Source organism: Mycolicibacterium sphagni, from assembly GCF_002250655.1.
GTDB classification, from domain to species: Bacteria; Actinomycetota; Actinomycetes; order Mycobacteriales; family Mycobacteriaceae; genus Mycobacterium; species Mycobacterium sphagni.
In genome coordinates, this window is sequence record NZ_NOZR01000030.1 from 1 (window position 1) to 19,012 (window position 19,012).

Sequence of the window (19,012 nt, forward strand, 5' to 3'; positions counted from 1 at the left end):
GAATACGAAGCAATCATGACCACACCGGCCAGTCAGGCCGCGTGACCGTAACTGTCACCTGATCGTGCAGCAGACCCGTGCGTGCGGTTTCGGGCGGCGTCGACACATGAGTGGTGCTCGGCTGTGGTCTAGCGGGCTGTGCCCTACGCCGGACGGTGATCTCAGCAAGCCGTGGGGAGTGGGTCGCTAGTCCTTGGTTGTGTCGCGCTGGCGCGGACACGCGAAGATGTCTACGGCACGTTGCTGCCGGTGACCCTGAGCGCGATGTGGGGTGGGCTCTGGGTTGTGTTGCCTTGGAACTGCTTTCGGGCGCGAGCTATGGGACGGTATCAGCGGTGTTGGGCTTCGATGTCCAGGGAGTCGCCGTTGTGGCGGGATAGTACGAGGTCAAGTCGTGCGACTCGCTTGGTGAGGTAGTCCTCGTGCACGCGGGTGGGGTTCTTGACGTCGTTCGGCCACAGGTATCGCCACGGCGAATAGTCGTTAGTCATCTTGTAGACGTTGAAGCCGGCCGAGATGAACGGGCGCAGCACGTCAATGGGTTCTACGTCGGGGTTGGGCCACCATTGAGGGGAGAGTTCGATGGCGATCTCGGCGTCGGGGCGAAGCGATTCGATCAGGTTGCTCATCCCGGCCAACACGTCGGGCTCAGCGCCTTCGACGTCGATCTTGATGATCCGAGTTGCCGCGATCTCATCGATGGTCAGAATCTGGTCGAGCGGCATGGCCTCGACAGTCGATTCGGCGTGCAGACCACGGGTGGGCAGTGTTGTCGACATGCCGACGTTGTGGCTCGGGCCGCTGAAAACCGTCACCGTCCCGGATGTCGCGGCCGCGGCTTTATTCACCAGGCGGACGCGATCACCGAGTGCGTCGGCCTGGGTGTTGGCACTCAGATCGTCGAACATCGCAGGGGAAGCCTCCACCGCGACCACGGCGCCCCTGCCGCCCACCGACCGTGCGGCCAGCATTGAGTAGTAGCCGACGTTCGCCCCGACGTCGATGAAGACGTCACCGTCGCGCAGTCGGCTGGCGATGAAACGGGTCAGGTCGGGCTCCCACTCGCCGAAAATCCAGATGTAACCGCCGATCATGTCGGTAATCCGACACATCATCGCGAACCCCAGTTGCGTCGACCTAGGCAGAGTCGTCGAGATGTTAAGGCGCGCAGCACCTCTCAGGATAAGCGCGGCTGGTATGTAAAGCGGAAGGAACAGTGCGGTGCGGATCAGTTTCTCCAGCACTGGGACGCGGCGCTTGGAGGTGCGCAGCCGCATGACCGCGGCGCGCGTGAAGTGCAGGCAAGTCACGACGAAGCGCAGAACGACACTCCGTTCCCACGGGTCGGCTACGGCCAAGTGTGGAGACACCATTCAGATATGTATCCGTCCCTGAATATCAACGTGTGTGCGACGGCCAGTACTGGAGTCAGTAGTCATCGATGTGTTCCCGGCAGATCTGGCGAACGCGGATCCAAGCTTGACCCGCAGACCAGCCTGATGGGAATCCGCCAGTTGGCTACGAGCGACATCCATCCGGCCACAACGGCCTTCGCTTGCGGACCGGTCTGGTTTGGCTGGGCACCGTCCGGGATGGGGTCGCGGTGATGGTGATAGCGGTTCGCCTGCTTGGTCTTTCGCTGGTGCCGGCACGCTGCCGCATCGTTTGGGCTGTCAGTGCCGAGTAGCCCCTAGTAACACTCGTTCGTGCTCGAGGCGCTCATGCGGCCGGCTCACGGCCGAGTTCTTCGGGCCAGCCAGGATACGGCGGCGGCGTGCCACCGTAAGCCGGGCACAACGACTGGTGACTGCACCAGCTGCACAGCCGTGACGGGTTGGGCCGGAAATCGCCGGTGGCGCCCGCAGATTGGATTGCCCGCCAGATCGCCATCAACGTCTTCTCGAACCGCAGCAATTCGTCGAGCTCGGGCGTGTAGTCCAGCAGCTGACCGTCGGCCAGGTAGATGAGCCGCAACCGGGTCGCCAGCACGTCACGGGAGCGCAGCAGCGCGACGGCGTAGAACTTCATCTGGAACAGCGCCTTGAACTCTGCCAGTGCCCTTGCCGCGGGCGGCGCCTTACCTGTCTTGTAGTCGACGACCCGAAGCTCGCCGGTACCGGCCACGTCGATCCGGTCGATGTACCCGCGCAGCAGCGTCCCGTCGGCGAGTTCCACTTCGATGCGCTGCTCGCAACTCTGCGGATCGAACTTCGTCGGGTCTTCGAGCCGGTAATAGCCGGTCAGCAAGGCCCGCGCCTCGGTCAGCAGCTGGCCGCGCTGCTGGTCGGTGAAGCCCTCGGCGAAGTCGGGGTGCTCGCCGAGAACGCGTTCCCACGCTTGGTCGACCAGCGACAACGCGGTCTCCGGACCGCGGTCGGCGGCCGGCATGCCATAGAGCTGCTCCAGGGCGGCGTGTACCACCGAGCCGCGCAGCTGAGCCGTCGAGGGCGCCTCGGGTAGCCGGTCGACCGCCCGGAAGCGGTACAGCAGCGGGCACTGCTTGAAATCGGCGGCCCGTGAGGGTGACAGCGCGGGCCGCGGTCGATCCGCAGGTCCGGCGTCACTCATGTCAGCAGCCTAGGACGGTGTGCCGACAACCAGACGGCACGTCCGGCGGCGAGTCCGCTATGGCAGGCTGAACGGCTGTGACTGACGACGTTGCCACCCCGCGAAGGACCGGTCCCTTCGTCGTGGGCGACCGCGTGCAGCTCACGGACGCCAAGGGCCGCCACTACACGATGCTGCTGAACCCGGGCGGCGAGTTCCACACCCATCGCGGAGCCATCGAGCACGACGCGGTCATCGGCCAGCCGGAAGGCAGTGTGGTCAAGTCGACGAGCGGTGACGCGTTCCTGGTGCTGCGGCCACTGCTCATCGACTACGTGCTCTCGATGCCGCGCGGCGCCCAGGTCATCTACCCCAAGGACGCCGCCCAGATCGTCCACGAGGGCGACATCTTCCCCGGTGCCAGGGTCCTTGAAGCCGGCGCCGGCTCGGGGGCGCTGACGTGCTCCCTGCTGCGTGCCGTCGGGCCCACCGGGCAGGTGATCTCCTACGAGGTGCGCGACGACCACGCCGTGCACGCCAAGCGCAACGTGGAGACGTTCTTCGGACAGGAGCCGGACAACTGGCGGCTGATCATCGGGGACATCGTCGACTCCGACCTTGCCGAGGCCTCGATCGATCGGGTGGTGCTGGACATGCTGTCCCCGTGGGATGTGCTCGACACCGTTGCCCGATTGCTGATCCCCGGCGGCGTGCTGATGGTGTACGTGGCGACCGTGACCCAGTTGTCCAAGGTTGTTGAGACGCTGCGCGAACAGCAATGCTGGACCGAACCCAGGGCCTGGGAATCGCTCCAGCGCGGCTGGAACGTTGTCGGCCTTGCGGTGCGTCCGCAGCACAACATGCGTGGTCACACCGCGTTCCTGGTGTCGGCGCGCAGGCTGGCGCCGGGCACTGTCACGCCGACGCCGCTGCGGCGCAAACGTCTGGCGCCGCCCTAGTCGTCGCTGCGCTGTAACCCGCGTCGCACCGACAGCAGCTCGATCTCGGGCCGCGCGGCCACCAGCCGTTCGGCGGCGTCGAGCACGTCGACAACGTGGGCGCGATCACCGGCCACCGCGGCCACTCCGATACCAGCCCGCCGATGCAGGTCAGTGGAGCCGGTCTCGGCCGCCGAGATCGAGAACCGGCGTCGCAGTTCGGCGACGATAGGGCGCACCACCGCCCGCTTTTCCTTCAGTGAGTGGACGTCGCCGAGCAGGACATCGAATTCGAGCCAGCCGACCCACATTCAGGGTGTCGGGGTCGGGCTCGCCGGGCCAGGCGGTGGCGCCGGGCTCGCGGGACTGGCTGCGCTGGTCGGGCTGCCGCCCCTGGCATTGCCGAACGCCATCAGCATGTTCGCGGTTTCCCGGGATAGCTGCCAGCCGCCGCCGTCCTGGTGGAACTCCATGGGGAAGGTGAAGCCCCCGGGGTTGGCCGGATTCGACGTACTCACACTGACCGAGGCCAGAGCATCGGCGGGCTGACGGTCTGACCAGCGGATTTCGGTGGCGGTGAACGTCAGCGGGGTGAAGCCCCCGTCGCGCAGCGCGGTCGCGAACTTGTCGATGGTCGCGGCGTCGTCGGGCGTCGTGGACTCGACGAGCTGCAGCTTGTCCGCGCCTTTGACCGCCGGGTCGGAGAGCCGGTAGAGCACGTCGGTCAACGCATCGGGGGTGGGCAGAGTGGCCGCGGCGGGTACCGGCGGTGCCGGCGCCGCTGACGATTGTTGGAAGGGGCTCTGAGCCGACTTCGATTCGTCGTGGTCAGAACACCCGGAGAGGCTGAGCGCCACCACGATTGTGGCGGCGCTCAGGACTCCGAACAGTGGATGACGCATCCAGTGGCAGTGACTCAGCTGGCGCCGGACATCAGCGCAAGCGCCGACTGCTTCGTCAGCTGCCAGCCGGTGGGGCTGGGGCCCGCGATGAACTGAATGTTCTGGGTGGCGGTTTGGCCGTTGGCCGCGGTCGCGGTGACATCGGCCGTCGCCGTCGGGCCTTCCTGGTCGATGTTGACCACATTGAAGCTCAGCGGGAACAACCCCTTGGCCGAGGCGTTGTTGAACGCCCGGTCAGCGGTGATGCCCTCGATGCGCCCCAGCCCGCCCTCGATGTAGGAGGCCTTGGAGCCAGAGAACGATCCGCCCCCCTGAAGGCCGTTGAGGGTGGCGACAAGCTGGCCTTGGAGCTCAGGTGCCGGCGTCTGCGGCATCGGTGCGCCGAAGACGACGGGCTGCACCGCCGGCGCCACCGGCGAGCTAAATGCAACCGACGTCACACCGGCGGCGGCGCCGCCGACGATCGCGGCGGCGGCAACGCCCGTGGCTAGCAGTTTCAAGGTCACGGCTGTCCTCTCGTTCGGCCCGACTCATTAGAAAGATTAACAGTGTTGCCAGTGTGTCGACATTCCCTGAACGCACATGATCGTGGTTGGGCCGGTAGCGTTGAGGTATCCGCCGCACCAACTCTCGGTGTGGGAGAGGAGCGCAACATGAGTGAGGCACAAGACCCCCAACTGTCGAGCGAGGATGCTGCCGAGCTTGAAGAGCTGCGCCGTGAGGCGTCAGTCCTTCGCGAGCAGCTGGAAAATGCAGTGGGACAAGGCGGTGCACGCAGCGCTCGTGATGCGCATCAGCTCGAGGCGCGCATCGACTCTCTCGCAGCGCGCAATGCCAAGCTGATGGACACCCTCAAAGAGGCTCGTCAGCAACTCCTCGCCCTGCGCGAAGAGGTCGACCGGCTGGGTCAGCCGCCGAGTGGGTACGGGGTGCTGCTGGGCTCTCATGAGGACGACACCGTCGACGTGTTCACCTCCGGCCGCAAGATGCGGCTCACCTGCTCGCCGAACATCGACGTCAAGTCGCTCAAGCAGGGCCAGACGGTTCGGCTCAACGAGGCGTTGACGGTGGTCGAGGCCGGCAACTTCGAATCCGTCGGCGAAATCAGCACGCTGCGCGAGATCCTCGCCGACGGTCATCGCGCGCTGGTCGTGGGGCATGCCGACGAAGAACGCATCGTGTGGCTGGCCGAGCCGCTGGTGACTCAGGAAGATCTGCCGCCGGAACTCGCTGCCGGCCTGTCCGAGGCGGAGCTGAACCAGCGGCCCCGCAGACTCCGGCCGGGCGACTCGCTGCTGGTCGACACCAAGGCCGGGTACGCCTTCGAACGTATCCCGAAGGCCGAGGTCGAGGACCTGGTGCTGGAAGAGGTGCCCGACGTCGCCTACAGCGACATCGGCGGCCTGACCCGCCAGATCGAGCAGATCCGCGATGCCGTCGAACTGCCGTTCCTGCACAAGGAGCTCTACCGCGAATACGCGCTGCGGCCGCCCAAGGGCGTGCTGCTCTATGGCCCGCCCGGCTGCGGTAAGACGCTGATCGCCAAGGCGGTGGCGAATTCGCTGGCCAAGAAGATGGCTGAGGTCCGTGGTGACGACGCCCGCGAGGCGAAGTCATACTTCCTCAATATCAAGGGCCCCGAGCTGCTGAACAAATTCGTCGGCGAGACCGAGCGGCATATCCGCCTGATCTTCCAGCGCGCTCGCGAAAAGGCTTCCGAGGGAACGCCCGTGATCGTGTTCTTCGACGAGATGGACTCGATCTTTCGCACCCGCGGCACCGGCGTGAGCTCTGACGTGGAGACGACGGTCGTGCCTCAGCTGCTCTCCGAGATCGACGGTGTTGAGGGCCTGGAGAACGTCATCGTGATCGGTGCCTCGAACCGCGAGGACATGATCGATCCGGCGATCCTGCGGCCCGGCCGCCTGGACGTCAAGATCAAGATCGAACGCCCGGATGCCGAAGCGGCACTGGACATCTTCAGCAAGTACCTCACCGAAGAGCTGCCGGTGAACGCCGACGATCTGGCCGAATTCGGCGGTGATCGCGGGCAGTGCATCAGGGCGATGATCGAGAAGGTCGTCGACCGGATGTACGCCGAGATCGACGACAACCGGTTCCTGGAAGTCACCTACGCCAACGGTGACAAGGAAGTTATGTACTTCAAGGACTTCAACTCCGGCGCCATGATTCAGAACGTCGTCGACCGGGCCAAGAAGTACGCGATCAAGTCGGTCCTGGAAACCGGGCAGCGGGGTCTGCGGATCCAGCACCTGCTTGACTCGATCGTCGATGAGTTCGCTGAGAACGAGGACTTGCCCAACACCACCAATCCGGATGACTGGGCTCGGATTTCGGGCAAGAAGGGCGAGCGGATCGTTTACATCCGCACGCTGGTCACCGGCAAGAGTTCAAGCGCCAGCCGGGCCATCGACACCGAGTCGAACCTGGGCCAGTACCTGTAGCGGTACCGGCTTCAGGTCCCCTCGGCGTCAGTGTCCGCAGAGCTGCGTCCCGCGGCTCGACGCCGGGCACGCCGGCGGCGATATCGCTGCAAATGTGCTGGCCCAGCGCCAGTGCGGTGGCGGCCGGTCCATGCCATCCGTCGTTCGCCACTAGGAATGGCTAAAGCTCCAGAGAATAGCTATTTGCGAAATTGTCCTGCGTGACGTGCGCGTCGCGGGTGGTGGTGTCCACGCTCAATCGCTCGACCAGGATGCGGGTCTCGTAGCGCCAGCCCTCCGGCAGCGTTAGACGCGCGGCCAGATCCGGCAGGCCGGCCAGGCTGAGGCCGGCATCCACACCCTGGCTGTAGGTCTGCATGACCCAACGTTGTCCCTGCGGATCGACGAGCTCGAAAACAGGTCTGCCGGCGTCGAAGTTGAAGATCGTTTTGCGGTCCACCCGATTGACGCTGTAGGGCGCCGGGTTCATCGACGACAGCTTGACGGTGGCCTGCCGCATCATCTCGATGCCGCCGAACGTCTTGGTGTCGCGATGGCCATCGGTCACCTTCTCGATGCTGCTCATCAGCCAGTGCCGCGGGCCGTTCAACAAGGCGGCGACTGCGCCGTTCTCCTTGGCGATCGCTTCGGCGTCGAGCTTGTCCCAGAGCTCGGCCGGGCAGTCGTTGAGCGGGAAGCTGCGGAGCGGTACCGGTCCCGCGCCACCAGCGTGAGGCGCAGGTCATCCAGCAGGGGATCGAGGAATTGCGAGCGGTACTCCTTGTCGGTCACCGCTTTTGCCGCCAGATACATGAAGGTGATGGCCGTCAGCATCATCGTGGTCTGAATCAGCGGGTCGGGGATCGGCAGGATCATCCCGAGGATGTGGCCGTCGTTTCTGCCTGCGCCGCGCGTCCACGAGTCCAGCAGCGGCGGACTGACCACGATCAGGCCGAGCACCAGGAAGATCGCGCCGGTGGCCAGCGCAACGGTCAGCACCTGACCCACCTGCGAGGCCGCGACGATGAACACCACGTTTGCGCGTTCGCCTCTGGACAGCGGGTCGGCGCCCGGCTCGTCGACGATATCCGCGAACGGTGTTGCGGCCAGGCGATCCTGGTCGTCCAGCGCGGGTTCGGGCGCCTCGATGATCGGGCGGACGCGCTCCATGGTGCTCGAGATGAGGAACGCCGAGGCGATCAGGAACAGAAAGCTGATGGCCAGCCACAGTCGCTCGCGGCTGACGATCGCCGCCATGAGCCAGACGTAGGTGTTGAAGAACACCAGGAATGTGAGCAGCACGACCGGTAGCGCCCGAACGAACATGCCGCTGGCCAGGGCGAGATTCGACATGGTGTCGCGGGCTGCCCAGCCCAGGATCGAGCCGACACCGGTGGCCGTGGCCACCAGGATGACGCCGATGGTGATCAGGGACATCACCAGATTCACGAACACCCGCGGGCTGGGACCACCGAATATGCAGCCGAGGATGATCACCACCAGGCACACGTTGGCGGCCACGACCCGCTTCAGCGGGGTGTCGATCCGGGACACCAGCCAGCCCGCCAGCGACGCGACCGGGACCACTAGGACGACCAGCGCCAACAGGAAGCCTTCGGTCACCGTCGGATGGCCGTCGATGTCGATGGTGTGCTTGCCCGACAACGCCACCACCAGAATGGAGTTGGCGGCCACTACCGCCAGGCCGGCCAACGCGGGCGCCGAGCGGCCCCACACCCGCCGCAACAGCGCCCCGCGGCGTACTACCGCCGGCAGCCCGCGAACGAGAAACCAACGCTCTTCGGCGTAGCGGTCGGGTGTTGTCATGGCTGCACGGCTCCGCTGTGGAGGCTGTCGGGTGAGGTCACCCTAGCGGGAAGTGGCCCCGTTCACGTGAGAGGCGCGCGCTGCGGACAGGCCCAGGCCCCGTACGCTGGCGGCCATGCAAAGGATCATCGGAACCGAGGTCGAATACGGCATCTCTTCGCCGTCCGATCCGACCGCCAATCCGATCCTGACCTCGACTCAGGCGGTGCTGGCCTATGCCGCAGCCGCCGGTATCCAGCGGGCCAAGCGCACCCGGTGGGATTACGAGGTGGAGTCACCGCTGCGTGACGCCCGTGGATTCGATCTGAGCCGGTCGTCGGGGCCGCCGCCGGTGGTCGACGCCGACGAGGTCGGCGCCGCCAACATGATCCTGACCAACGGCGCCCGGCTCTACGTCGACCACGCCCACCCGGAGTATTCAGCTCCCGAGGTCACCGATCCGCTGGATGCGGTGATCTGGGACAAGGCTGGTGAACGCGTGATGGAGGCCGCGGCCCGGCACGTGGCCAGCGTCCCCGGCGCGGCGAAGCTGCAGCTGTACAAGAACAACGTCGACGGCAAGGGCGCGTCCTACGGGTCGCACGAGAACTACCTGATGAGCCGGCAGACACCGTTCTCGGCAGTGATCTCGGGCCTGACGCCCTTCATGGTGTCCCGGCAGGTGGTGACCGGTTCGGGCCGGGTCGGAATCGGGCCGTCTGGCGACGAACCGGGCTTTCAGCTGTGCCAGCGCGCCGACTACATCGAGGTCGAGGTCGGCCTGGAGACGACTCTCAAGCGCGGCATCATCAATACCCGTGACGAGCCGCACGCCGACGCCGACAAGTACCGCCGCCTGCACGTCATCATCGGCGACGCCAACCTCGCCGAGACTTCGACCTACCTGAAGGTGGGCACCACCTCACTGGTGCTGGACCTCATCGAGGAAGGGGCCCAGTACGGCCTGGACCTCTCGGATCTGGCACTGGCCCGGCCCGTGCACGCAGTGCACGTGATCAGCCGGGATCCGTCCCTGCGGGCCACGGTGGCACTGGCCGACGGCCGCGAACTGACCGCGCTGGCCATGCAACGCATCTACCTGGACCGGGTGGCCAAACTGGTCGACGCCCGCGATCCCGATCCGAGTGCGTCGGCTGTGGTCGAAACCTGGGCGCACGTGCTTGACCTGCTGGAACGTGATCCGATGGAGTGTGCGGAGCTGCTGGACTGGCCGGCCAAGCTGCGGCTCCTTGAGGGTTTCCGGCAGCGGGAGAACCTGGGCTGGTCAGCGCCGCGTCTGCACCTGGTCGACCTGCAGTACTCCGATGTACGGCTCGATAAAGGGCTGTACAACCGGCTGGTCGCGCGCGGCTCGATGAAACGGCTGGTCACCGAGCAGCAGGTGATCGACGCTGTCGACAACCCGCCCACCGACACCAGGGCGTACTTCCGCGGTGAATGCCTGCGCCGGTTCGGGGCGGACATCGCCGCGGCGAGCTGGGACTCGGTGATCTTCGATCTGGGCGGCGATTCGCTGGTCCGGATTCCGACACTCGAGCCGCTGCGGGGCAGCAAAGCCCATGTCGGTGCCCTGCTCGATTCGGTCGACAGCGCAGCACAACTCGTGGAACAACTCACGACCTGACATTCGTTAGAAGGGGCAATACCGGTCTCGACCGGTAGTGTGAAGGAACCGGCGGCCCGGCCGAATGGCACGACACAGTCGCCGATAACGAGCAGGAGGCAGCGATGGCTCAAGAGCAGACCAAGCGCGGTGGCGGCGGCGGCGAGGACGATGACGTCTCCGACAACGGCGCCGGTGGCCAGGAGCGTCGCGACAAGCTCGCCGAGGAGACCGACGATCTGCTGGACGAGATCGATGACGTCCTGGAAGAGAACGCCGAGGACTTCGTGCGCGCATACGTCCAAAAGGGCGGACAGTGACCTGGCCCTTTTCTGATCGCCTGGCCACCAGTTCACCCCTCACCGATCTCTCCTCGTTTTCCGATTTTCTGCGGCGAGAAGCCCCGCAGTTGCTGCCGACCAGCACCGGCGCAACCGGTGTGCTGCCCGGTGATGCACTGCCGCACGGCACCACGATCGTCGCGCTGAAGTACCCGGGTGGGGTCCTGATCGCCGGTGATCGTCGCTCGACGCAGGGCAACATGATCGCCGGCCGCGACGTGCAGAAGGTGTACATCACCGACGACTACACGGCCACCGGCATTGCCGGCACCGCGGCTATCGCCGTTGAATTCGCCCGGCTCTACGCGGTGGAGCTGGAACACTACGAGAAGGTCGAGGGCGTCCCGCTAACGTTCCCCGGCAAGGTGAATCGCCTGTCGACCATGGTGCGCGGCAATCTCGGTGCGGCATTGCAGGGATTCGTCGCACTGCCGCTGCTGGTCGGTTACGACCTCGACGATTCGAACCCGGTAGGGGCGGGACGGATCGTCTCGTTCGATGCCGCCGGCGGCTGGAACATCGAAGAAGAGGGCTACCAGTCGGTCGGCTCCGGTTCGATCTTCGCCAAATCGTCGATCAAGAAGCTCTATTCCAGTGTCACCGACGCGGATTCGGCGCTTCGAGCAGCCGTCGAGGCCCTCTACGATGCCGCCGACGACGACTCGGCGACAGGCGGCCCGGATCTGGTGCGCGGCATCTTCCCGACCGCCGTCACCATCGAGGCCGAAGGTGCGGCCGACGTGCCCGAGCAGCGGATTTCGGCACTGGCGCGTGAGGTGATCGAAAAGCGTTCCAGGGCAAATTCATTCGGGCCCGGTAGCGGCCCCAGCAACGAAGCACCGCGGGTGGACTAAGTGAGTTTTCCATATTTCATCTCGCCTGAGCAGGCGATGCGTGAGCGTTCCGAGCTCGCACGCAAGGGTATTGCCCGGGGTCGCAGTGTGGTCGTGCTCGCCTATGACTCCGGGGTGCTATTCGTCGCGGAGAACCCGTCGCGCTCACTGCAGAAGGTCAGTGAGCTCTACGACCGGGTGGGTTTCGCGGCCGTCGGCCGGTTCAATGAGTTCGACAACCTGCGTCGGGGCGGTATCCAATTCGCCGACACTCGCGGTTACGCCTACGACCGTCGCGACGTGACAGGCCGTCAGCTGGCCAACGTCTACGCGCAGACACTGGGGACGATCTTCACCGAACAGGCCAAGCCCTACGAGGTGGAGCTGTGTGTGGCCGAGGTCGCCCACTACGGCGAGACGAAAGCCCCTGAGCTGTACCGCATCACCTATGACGGCTCGATCGCCGACGAACCACATTTCGTCGTGATGGGCGGCACCACCGAGCCGATCATCACCGCGCTCAAGGAGTCCTATTCCGAGAACGCCGCACTGGGCGACGCGGTCCAGATCGCCGTCGAGGCGTTAAGGGCGGGCATCAACGGCACCGGCAGCGGCGGCAGCAGCAGCAGCACGCCACCCGCCGAGCCTCGCGTGCTCGGCCCCGCCACGCTCGAAGTGGCCATCCTGGATGCCAGTCGGCCGCGGCGGGCGTTCCGGCGCATTACCGGCCCGGCCCTGGACGCGCTTTTGCCCAAAGCCGCGATAGCCCCTGCTGATGAGCCTGCCGCGGGAGAAGACTCCTGACCCAACTCGGCCGTCGGTGCCGCCCGGCCGCACGATTCTTCGTCGAGCATGGGTAGCCGGATACAACTGGCCGCGGCCGCAGCGGCGGTTATCGTCGTGCTGGCCGGTTGCGCGGGCCGAACCGATCCGCCTGCGCCGAGTGCGCAGCCCCCGCTGGCCACGCCGTCGGTCGCCGAGGCCGATCCACCAGCCGTGGAGTCGCCGGTTCCTGCCAATGTGCCGGTACCTGACATTGACGCGTCGGCCTATGTGAGTGGCGGATTCGCCGCCGACGGCGCGGGCGGGTTGGGCACTATCGGCTACGGGTGGGCTGACGATTCCGGTGCGGTCATAGGCCACTTGACCGTCGATCATCTGGTCCGCGACACCAGTACCCCGGATGCGGTGGAGAGTGACCATGTGGACTTCCACGCGACCGACAACTTCCCGATGCCGCCCAACCCCCGGGTTCGGGTGCTGAAAACGACCGGCAACGTCGACGTCGCCATCGTCGCCCCCGTCGACGACAATCTGGCGCCGGTGGTCGAGTTGTCGGACGGCACCCGCCTGATCGCGACCGACTACGCCGACGCCGGCGATATCACGGTGGGACAACGTGTTTGCCACAGTGGGCAAAACGAACGCACGGCGACCATGCATGAAGTCTGCGGTCGTGTGGTCGAGGTCGGCGCGACGACGCAGTGCGTGCCGAACAATGGGTCCAGCACATGTGTGGTGTCGATACGGTCCGACCGGTCCGACGGATATCCGGGCGACCATGGTGATTCGGGCGCCGCAGCCTACACATACAACCCGAACGGGACGATCACGATCGTCGGCACGTACAAGAGCGCCAACGACGACACCGGCATCGGATCCTTCGAACCGACGTATGCGGCGATGGAAGCCTTCGGTGGGCATCCCTTCACGACTCGGGATCTGCCCCGCTAGCAAGTTGTTTCATTTCGTTCGAATATGTTCGCGGTCGCCCGTGATGACCGCCAGGATGTTGTGCCAGGCATCCGACGGCTCGTTGAGTACATCGCTGTGCGTCGACGGTCCCGCCATCGGCGCACCGGTGAGGCGGCGTCCCGAGGCCAGCCGGATGACCCCGGGTATCCGGTCGGGATCGGCGCCGTGCGGGCCGAACGGCACGCCCTGGACCAGACCGATCGGATCACCGGGCGCGGTGATGGAGAATCGCAGCACCGCGGGGTTGCGGTTGTGCCAGTCCGACGAATTCTGCACGCCCACACCGGCTCCGGCGGCCTCCACGTAGACCACCCGGTCGGCGGTCAGGCCGAACCGCTCGGCGGTGCCCAGGACCGACCCACCGTAGGAGTGGCCCAGGTAAGTCACCGGCATCGCACCGGCGCGGCGTTCGACGTCCTCGCTGAATGCGACCAGTCGCGGGGCCATCTGCAGGGCGTAGCGAGGGTCGGCGGCGGCGGCGATCCCGGCGGCCAGCCGACCGGTCGGGAAAGGCCCACCGAGATAAGTGATCATCGCCACGTCGCCGCCGGAGCCGGCGACGAATCGTCGTGCGGTTGCGACGTCGTCGGTCGCGTCGTCGAACGTCGTGTTGAGGCCGGGCACCAATACTGCCAGCGCGTGCGCCTGGTCGAGGTCCCCGGACAGTTCGATGAAGGAGTGCCGCTCGGGATCGAACGCCAGGATCTGTCGCGGCACTCGACGGTTACGGTCCAGTGGATCGGGGACGTCGGCGAGCAGGCTCTCGTAGTACTCGATGCGGTGACGGGCGTCGCGGTCGGTGGCGGCGAGGGTCGCCGACCGCAATGCCGGATCGGCATGCAGTGTCGCCCAAAGCCGTTCGGCGTCTCCCGGATCGGTTAACGTGGCGACGGCGGCGCGCAGCTTCACCTCGTCGGGTACATCGAGGCGGCGACGCTCGTCGAGGATCGCGGCGGCGATGTTGACGCGGTTGGCCGCAATTCGCGTATCCCACGGAACGCCGTCGGTGTTGCCTGCCTCGCGGGGATGCTCCTCGACCAGGCGCTGCCGCTCGGTCTGCGGCATGGCGGCCACCTGGGCGGCGATGCTGTCCTGGCCCATGTGTGGCCAGTCGGTGACCGGATCCCCGGTCAGCGCGGCGGGCCGCACCGCCGTTGACGTCGTAGGCCGGACGCCGAACGCCGCATCGATCGCCCTGGCGGCGTCGGCGTCGGCCGTGCCGACCCCGTTAAGCGCGGCCTGCAGCTCCCGGGTCAGCTCTGCGGCGCGCACGTCGAGCATCTGCCGCGCCGCCGGCTCGGCGCCGCCGCTGCAGATCACGAGCAGCGCGGACGGCTCGGGGGAGGGCCCCACTGTTCCGTCGTCGGCGACTGGGCAGCCCTCGCTGCGCGCCTCGGCCAACGCGGCCAAGACCCGGTCTCGGCCGCGACCGATGACGACGGCGGCGTCGCGCGCCTCCGCGGCGGCCAGGATCAGTCCCCGGCAGACCCGCCGTAAACCGCGGGCAGTGGAACCAAGTTTCTTCCGGGCGACGTCGGCGGCCGACCCGGTGAACACGCTGGTACCGCCATTGACCACGTCGTCGACCGTGTCGGCCTGGACCTGCAATCGACCCGCGGCGTTGTCCCATTCGGTGGCCAGTTCGGTGAGTGCCTCCGGTCGCCAGGCGAGCACCTGCGGGACGCTCGGCGTGGTCATGACATTCGGAGGCGCGCGGCGGCGTCGTCGGCAGCGGCCAGTTCGTCCACCGATCGGCGCGCCACGCAAACCCACTCTTGTACGTCCGTACCGAGTCGGCGCACGTCAGCGGTGACCCGGCGGGATGCATCTGAACTGCCCAGCGCAGAACCGGGTAACGCGTCAAGACGCGCAATCTGGACGGCCGAAAGTTCGGCGGCAGTGCGGGTCAAACGGTCCAGCAGCGCGGCCAGGGTGGCGGTATCGACGACGACCGGCTCGGGCACGGCTCATGCTGGCATGCCTGGAAACTCGAGGTTTTCGGCAATCCACAGGGATCGAAGAAGGCGTTTCGCGCGCCGCTTGGCCACCACGGGCGCAAACGAACCAGTAGGCTCGGTGTCGTGCAGCGGAGAATCATGGGCATCGAAACCGAATTCGGTGTCACCTGCACGTTCCACGGCCATCGTCGGCTCAGTCCGGACGAGGTCGCCCGGTATCTGTTCCGCCGGGTGGTGTCGTGGGGCCGCAGCTCGAACGTGTTCCTGCGCAACGGCGCGCGCCTGTATCTCGACGTGGGTAGCCACCCGGAGTACGCCACCGCCGAGTGCGACAACTTGGTGCAGCTGGTCACGCACGACCGCGCGGGTGAGCGGGTGCTGGAAGACCTGCTGATCGACGCCGAACAGCGCCTGGCCGACGAGGGCATCGGCGGCGACATCTACCTGTTCAAGAACAACACCGATTCGGCCGGAAACTCCTACGGCTGCCACGAGAACTATCTGATCGTGCGCGCAGGCGAATTCTCCCGGATCTCCGACGTGCTGCTCCCGTTTCTGGTCACCCGCCAGCTGATCTGCGGTGCCGGCAAGGTGTTGCAGACGCCCAAGGCCGCCACGTTCTGTCTGTCGCAGCGCGCCGAACACATCTGGGAAGGGGTGTCCAGCGCGACGACCCGCTCCCGCCCGATCATCAACACCCGCGACGAACCGCACGCCGACGCCGAGAAATACCGCCGGCTGCACGTGATCGTCGGCGATTCCAATATGTGCGAGTCCTCGACCATGCTCAAGGTCGGCACCGCCTCGCTGGTGCTGGAGATGATCGAAGCCGGTGTGGCGTTCCGTGACTTTTCGCTGGACAACCCGATCCGCGCCATCCGCGAAGTCAGCCACGACCTGACCGGGCGCCGGCCGGTCCGGCTCGCCGGCGGACGGCAGGCCAGCGCGCTGGACATCCAACGGGAGTACTACGCGCGGGCCGTGGAGTACCTGCAGACTCGCGAGCCCAACACTCAGATCGACCAGGTGGTCGACCTGTGGGGCCGCCAGCTGGACGCCGTCGAGAGCCAGGACTTCGCGAAGGTGGACACCGAGATCGACTGGGTGATCAAGCGCAAGCTGTTCCAGCGCTACCAGGACCGCTACAACATGGAGTTGTCCGACCCGAAGATCAGCCAGCTGGACTTGGCCTACCACGACATCAAGCGCGGCCGCGGCGTGTTCGACCTGCTGCAGCGCAAGGGCCTGGCGACCCGGATCACCACCGACGAGGAGATCGAGGCCGCCGTCGACACGCCGCCGCAGACCACCCGAGCCAAGCTTCGCGGCGAGTTCATCAGCGCGGCGCAGGAAGCCGGCCGGGATTTCACTGTCGACTGGGTGCACCTCAAGCTCAATGACCAGGCGCAGCGCACCGTGCTGTGCAAGGATCCGTTCCGCTCGGTGGACGAGCGGGTCAAGCGGCTTATCGCCAGCATGTGACGAGCGCGCCGCACGAGCGGCGCGCCCATCCCGGCTAAGGTCTTCCGAGTGGCGACATCCAAGGTCGAGCGGTTGATGAATCTCGTCATCGCGCTGCTGTCCACGCACGGCTACATCACCGCCGAACGCATCCGGGCCAGCGTCGCCGGTTACGCCGACAGCCCCAGTGATGAAGCGTTCTCCCGGATGTTCGAACGCGACAAGAACGAACTGCGCGATCTCGGCATCCCGTTGGAGACCGGCCGGGTCTCGGCGTTCGACCCCACCGAGGGATACCGGATCAACCGCGACGCCTACGCGCTGCCCGACATCGAACTCACCGACGAGGAAGCCGGCGCTGTGGCGATCGCCACCCAGCTGTGGGAGTCGCCCGAGCTGATCACCGCGACCCAGGGCGCCCTGCTGAAATTGCGGGCCGCCGGTGTCGACGTCGATCCGGATGCCGCCGTCGCGATCACTACCGCCTCCGGGCCGCCGGGGCTGCGCGGATCCGAGGATGTACTGGGAAACCTGTTGTCGGCCATCAACTCTGGTAAAGCAGTACAGTTCCGGCACCGTTCCCTGCCCACCGATCCGTACACCGTGCGCACCGTGGAACCGTGGGGTGTGGTCACCGATCGCGGCCGCTGGTACCTGGTCGGTCATGATCGGGATCGGAATGCCACCAGGACATTTCGGTTGTCCCGCATCGATGCCGACATCACAATCGTGGGGCCGCCGGGAGCGGTGATTCGCCCCGACGGGGTCGACCTGCGGGTGATCGTGGACCAGGTCATCGGTGAGACACCCAGTGGCGTGAAAGCCTCGGTGTGGGTGGCTGACGGGCGGGCGATGTCGTTGCGGCGCAACGGCAGAGCGGCCGGCCCACGCACCATCGGTGGACGTGCCGGGGAGATCATCGAACTCGACATCGGCACCAGGGACCGCCTCGCCCGCGAGGTTGCGGGGTATGGCGCCGACGCGCTGGTTCTGGAACCGGCCGCACTGCGCGACGACGTGCTGGCCCGGCTGCGGGCGCAGGCGGGGGAGAGCGCATGAGTCCCGTGTCGACGCGGCTGGTGCGGCTGCTGAACATGGTCCCGTACCTGAAGGCCAACCCCAGCATCACTTACGCCGAGGCCGCCGCCGACCTGGGCGTGACCCGCAAGCAGCTTCAGCAGGATCTCGATCAGCTGTGGATGTGCGGTCTGCCGGGCTATGGCCCCGGCGATCTGATCGACTTCGAATTCTCCGGCGACACCATCAAGGTGACGTTCTCAGCGGGCATGGACGAACCGCTGCGGCTGACCTCGCCGGAAGCCACTGGCCTGTTGGTCGCGTTGCGCGCGCTGATCGACATCCCCGGGGTCGTCGATCCACAGGCCGCGCTGTCCGCGATCGCCAAGATCGAGTCGGCGGCGGGCACCGTCAGTCCCGACCACACCCACGCCGTCGCCGCGGTGGAGGAGCGGGCGCCCATCGAAAGTGACACCGCCGCTGCCGTGCGCGCGGCGGTCCGTGATGGTCGCGCGCTGTCGATCGAGTACTACTCGGCGTCGCGCGACCAGTTGTCCAGCCGCGTCGTGGACCCCATCCGGGTGGTGCTGGTCGGCGATCACAGCTATCTGAACGCATGGTCACGCGACGCAGAGGGGGTGCGGCTGTTCCGGTTCGACCGCATCGTGGAGGCGACCGTGCTCGACCAGGCCTCGGTCCCGCCGGAACCGGCCGTCCAAGCCCCGCCGGACACCTCGCTTTTCGACGCCGATCCCGCCCTGCCGGCCGCGACGCTGCTGGTGGCCCGGGCGGCGTCGTGGATGCTCGAGTACTACCCGATGCGGATCCTCGAGGAGTTGCCCGACGGCACCTACAAGGCCGTGATGACCTACGCGTCGGAGGAGTGGATGACCCGGCTGCTGCTGGGATTCGGCGGCGACGTGCGGGTGCTGGAGCCCGAATCGCTGGTGACCCGGGTGCGCCAGGGCGCCGCGGCGGCGCTGGCGGCTTACGGCGACTTGGCTGGCTGACCTGCATCCGCGCTCGTCACGGGGCTGGTGGGGTAGCATCGAGACAACTTCTGGAGGTGACCAAATTGGGTGCTCTACAACCGTGGCACTGGCTGATTCTCATCGCCGTGGTCGTGCTGCTCTTCGGGTCGAAGAGGTTGCCTGACGCTGCCCGCTCGTTGGGCAAGTCGATGCGCATCTTCAAGTCAGAGGTCAAGGAGCTGCAGAGCGAGAGCAAGACGGACACTCCTGTCACGCCTGCGCAGCCTCCCACCCAGGTTCAGTCCGAGCGCGTCGAGGCCCCGGTCACACCGCCGGCCCAGAGCCACACCGACGCCAAACCGGCCTGAACCCGCCGACGATCAGGCGCCCACGCGCCGTAGTTAGATGCTGCCGT

The 19,012-nt window shown here is 66.5% G+C and carries 20 protein-coding genes; 11 read left to right on the forward strand and 9 right to left on the reverse strand.

Going from position 1 to position 19,012, the window contains the following annotated elements; genetic code table 11:
- Positions 1–329: 329 nt before the first annotated feature.
- Entirely contained in the window at positions 330–1,373 is a 1,044-nt protein-coding gene (locus CG716_RS25670) for an FkbM family methyltransferase (protein WP_094483963.1), read from the reverse strand.
- 346 nt (positions 1,374–1,719) lie between these two features.
- Positions 1,720–2,568, reverse strand: coding sequence for a RecB family exonuclease (locus tag CG716_RS25675; protein WP_094483964.1), 849 nt, complete (start codon positions 2,566–2,568; stop codon positions 1,720–1,722).
- A gap of 77 nt (positions 2,569–2,645) precedes the next feature.
- Here CG716_RS25675 and CG716_RS25680 point away from each other — a divergent pair, with 77 nt between their 5' ends.
- Positions 2,646–3,506: a tRNA (adenine-N1)-methyltransferase gene (locus CG716_RS25680; protein ID WP_094483965.1), complete on the forward strand. Its 861-nt coding sequence runs from the start codon at positions 2,646–2,648 to the stop codon at positions 3,504–3,506.
- Here CG716_RS25680 and CG716_RS25685 read toward each other — a convergent pair.
- From CG716_RS25685 to CG716_RS25695, 3 genes are read right to left on the reverse strand one after another with little or no spacing between them, the layout of a single operon-like run.
- Positions 3,503–3,796 carry a DUF503 domain-containing protein gene (locus CG716_RS25685; RefSeq protein WP_094483966.1) on the reverse strand — a complete coding sequence of 98 codons (294 nt, stop codon included), beginning with the start codon at positions 3,794–3,796 and terminating at the stop codon, positions 3,503–3,505. The two genes, CG716_RS25680 and CG716_RS25685, sit on opposite strands and share 4 nt — an antisense overlap.
- Positions 3,797–4,387 (reverse strand): lipoprotein LppK, encoded by a 591-nt coding sequence (lppK, locus tag CG716_RS25690; RefSeq protein ID WP_094483967.1) that lies wholly within the window; start codon positions 4,385–4,387, stop codon positions 3,797–3,799.
- Between the two features lie 14 nt (positions 4,388–4,401).
- Complete coding sequence (locus CG716_RS25695) at positions 4,402–4,893, reverse strand: MTB12 family secreted protein (protein ID WP_094483968.1); 492 nt, start codon at positions 4,891–4,893, stop codon at positions 4,402–4,404.
- A 147-nt stretch (positions 4,894–5,040) separates the two neighbouring features.
- Here CG716_RS25695 and arc point away from each other — a divergent pair, with 147 nt between their 5' ends.
- Positions 5,041–6,852: a proteasome ATPase gene (gene arc / locus CG716_RS25700; RefSeq protein ID WP_165774303.1), complete on the forward strand. Its 1,812-nt coding sequence runs from the start codon at positions 5,041–5,043 to the stop codon at positions 6,850–6,852.
- A 160-nt stretch (positions 6,853–7,012) separates the two neighbouring features.
- Here arc and CG716_RS25705 read toward each other — a convergent pair whose 3' ends face one another.
- On the reverse strand, positions 7,013–7,417 hold the full coding sequence (locus tag CG716_RS25705; RefSeq protein WP_207760779.1) for a hypothetical protein: 405 nt from the start codon (positions 7,415–7,417) through the stop codon (positions 7,013–7,015).
- A gap of 20 nt (positions 7,418–7,437) precedes the next feature.
- On the reverse strand, positions 7,438–8,658 hold the full coding sequence (locus tag CG716_RS25710) for a hypothetical protein (RefSeq protein ID WP_094483969.1): 1,221 nt from the start codon (positions 8,656–8,658) through the stop codon (positions 7,438–7,440).
- A 115-nt stretch (positions 8,659–8,773) separates the two neighbouring features.
- Here CG716_RS25710 and dop point away from each other — a divergent pair, with 115 nt between their 5' ends.
- The 5 genes from dop (at position 8,774) to CG716_RS25735 (ending at position 13,169) form a co-directional block, all read left to right on the forward strand.
- Positions 8,774–10,282 carry a depupylase/deamidase Dop gene (gene dop, locus CG716_RS25715; protein ID WP_094483970.1) on the forward strand — a complete coding sequence of 503 codons (1,509 nt, stop codon included), beginning with the start codon at positions 8,774–8,776 and terminating at the stop codon, positions 10,280–10,282.
- 104 nt (positions 10,283–10,386) lie between these two features.
- The gene (locus tag CG716_RS25720) at positions 10,387–10,581 is read left to right on the forward strand and encodes a ubiquitin-like protein Pup (RefSeq protein ID WP_094483971.1); all 195 of its coding nucleotides are present in this window, start codon (positions 10,387–10,389) and stop codon (positions 10,579–10,581) included.
- Entirely contained in the window at positions 10,578–11,456 is an 879-nt protein-coding gene (gene prcB / locus CG716_RS25725) for a proteasome subunit beta (protein ID WP_094483972.1), read from the forward strand. The genes CG716_RS25720 and prcB overlap by 4 nt, the downstream gene beginning before the upstream one ends.
- Entirely contained in the window at positions 11,457–12,239 is a 783-nt protein-coding gene (prcA, locus tag CG716_RS25730; protein ID WP_094483973.1) for a proteasome subunit alpha, read from the forward strand.
- A gap of 48 nt (positions 12,240–12,287) precedes the next feature.
- A complete protein-coding gene (locus tag CG716_RS25735; protein WP_094483974.1) occupies positions 12,288–13,169 on the forward strand; it encodes a chymotrypsin family serine protease in 882 nt (293 codons plus the stop codon).
- 9 nt (positions 13,170–13,178) lie between these two features.
- On the opposite strand, the gene CG716_RS25740 is transcribed toward CG716_RS25735, so the two are convergent.
- Entirely contained in the window at positions 13,179–14,888 is a 1,710-nt protein-coding gene (locus CG716_RS25740; RefSeq protein ID WP_094483975.1) for an alpha/beta hydrolase, read from the reverse strand.
- A complete protein-coding gene (locus CG716_RS25745) occupies positions 14,885–15,154 on the reverse strand; it encodes a DUF7162 family protein (protein ID WP_094483976.1) in 270 nt (89 codons plus the stop codon). Before CG716_RS25745 ends, CG716_RS25740 begins: the two co-directional genes overlap by 4 nt.
- A gap of 117 nt (positions 15,155–15,271) precedes the next feature.
- On the opposite strand from CG716_RS25745, the gene pafA reads away from it, so the two are divergent.
- The 4 genes from pafA to tatA all read left to right on the forward strand — a co-directional run bounded on the left by pafA (position 15,272) and on the right by tatA (position 18,965).
- Positions 15,272–16,630 carry a Pup--protein ligase gene (gene pafA, locus CG716_RS25750; RefSeq protein ID WP_094483977.1) on the forward strand — a complete coding sequence of 453 codons (1,359 nt, stop codon included), beginning with the start codon at positions 15,272–15,274 and terminating at the stop codon, positions 16,628–16,630.
- A 48-nt stretch (positions 16,631–16,678) separates the two neighbouring features.
- Positions 16,679–17,668 (forward strand): helix-turn-helix transcriptional regulator, encoded by a 990-nt coding sequence (locus CG716_RS25755; RefSeq protein WP_094483978.1) that lies wholly within the window; start codon positions 16,679–16,681, stop codon positions 17,666–17,668.
- Positions 17,665–18,636 (forward strand): helix-turn-helix transcriptional regulator, encoded by a 972-nt coding sequence (locus CG716_RS25760; RefSeq protein ID WP_094483979.1) that lies wholly within the window; start codon positions 17,665–17,667, stop codon positions 18,634–18,636. Before CG716_RS25755 ends, CG716_RS25760 begins: the two co-directional genes overlap by 4 nt.
- Before the next feature lie 65 nt (positions 18,637–18,701).
- Positions 18,702–18,965 (forward strand): Sec-independent protein translocase subunit TatA, encoded by a 264-nt coding sequence (gene tatA, locus CG716_RS25765; RefSeq protein ID WP_094484024.1) that lies wholly within the window; start codon positions 18,702–18,704, stop codon positions 18,963–18,965.
- Positions 18,966–19,012: the final 47 nt, after the last annotated feature.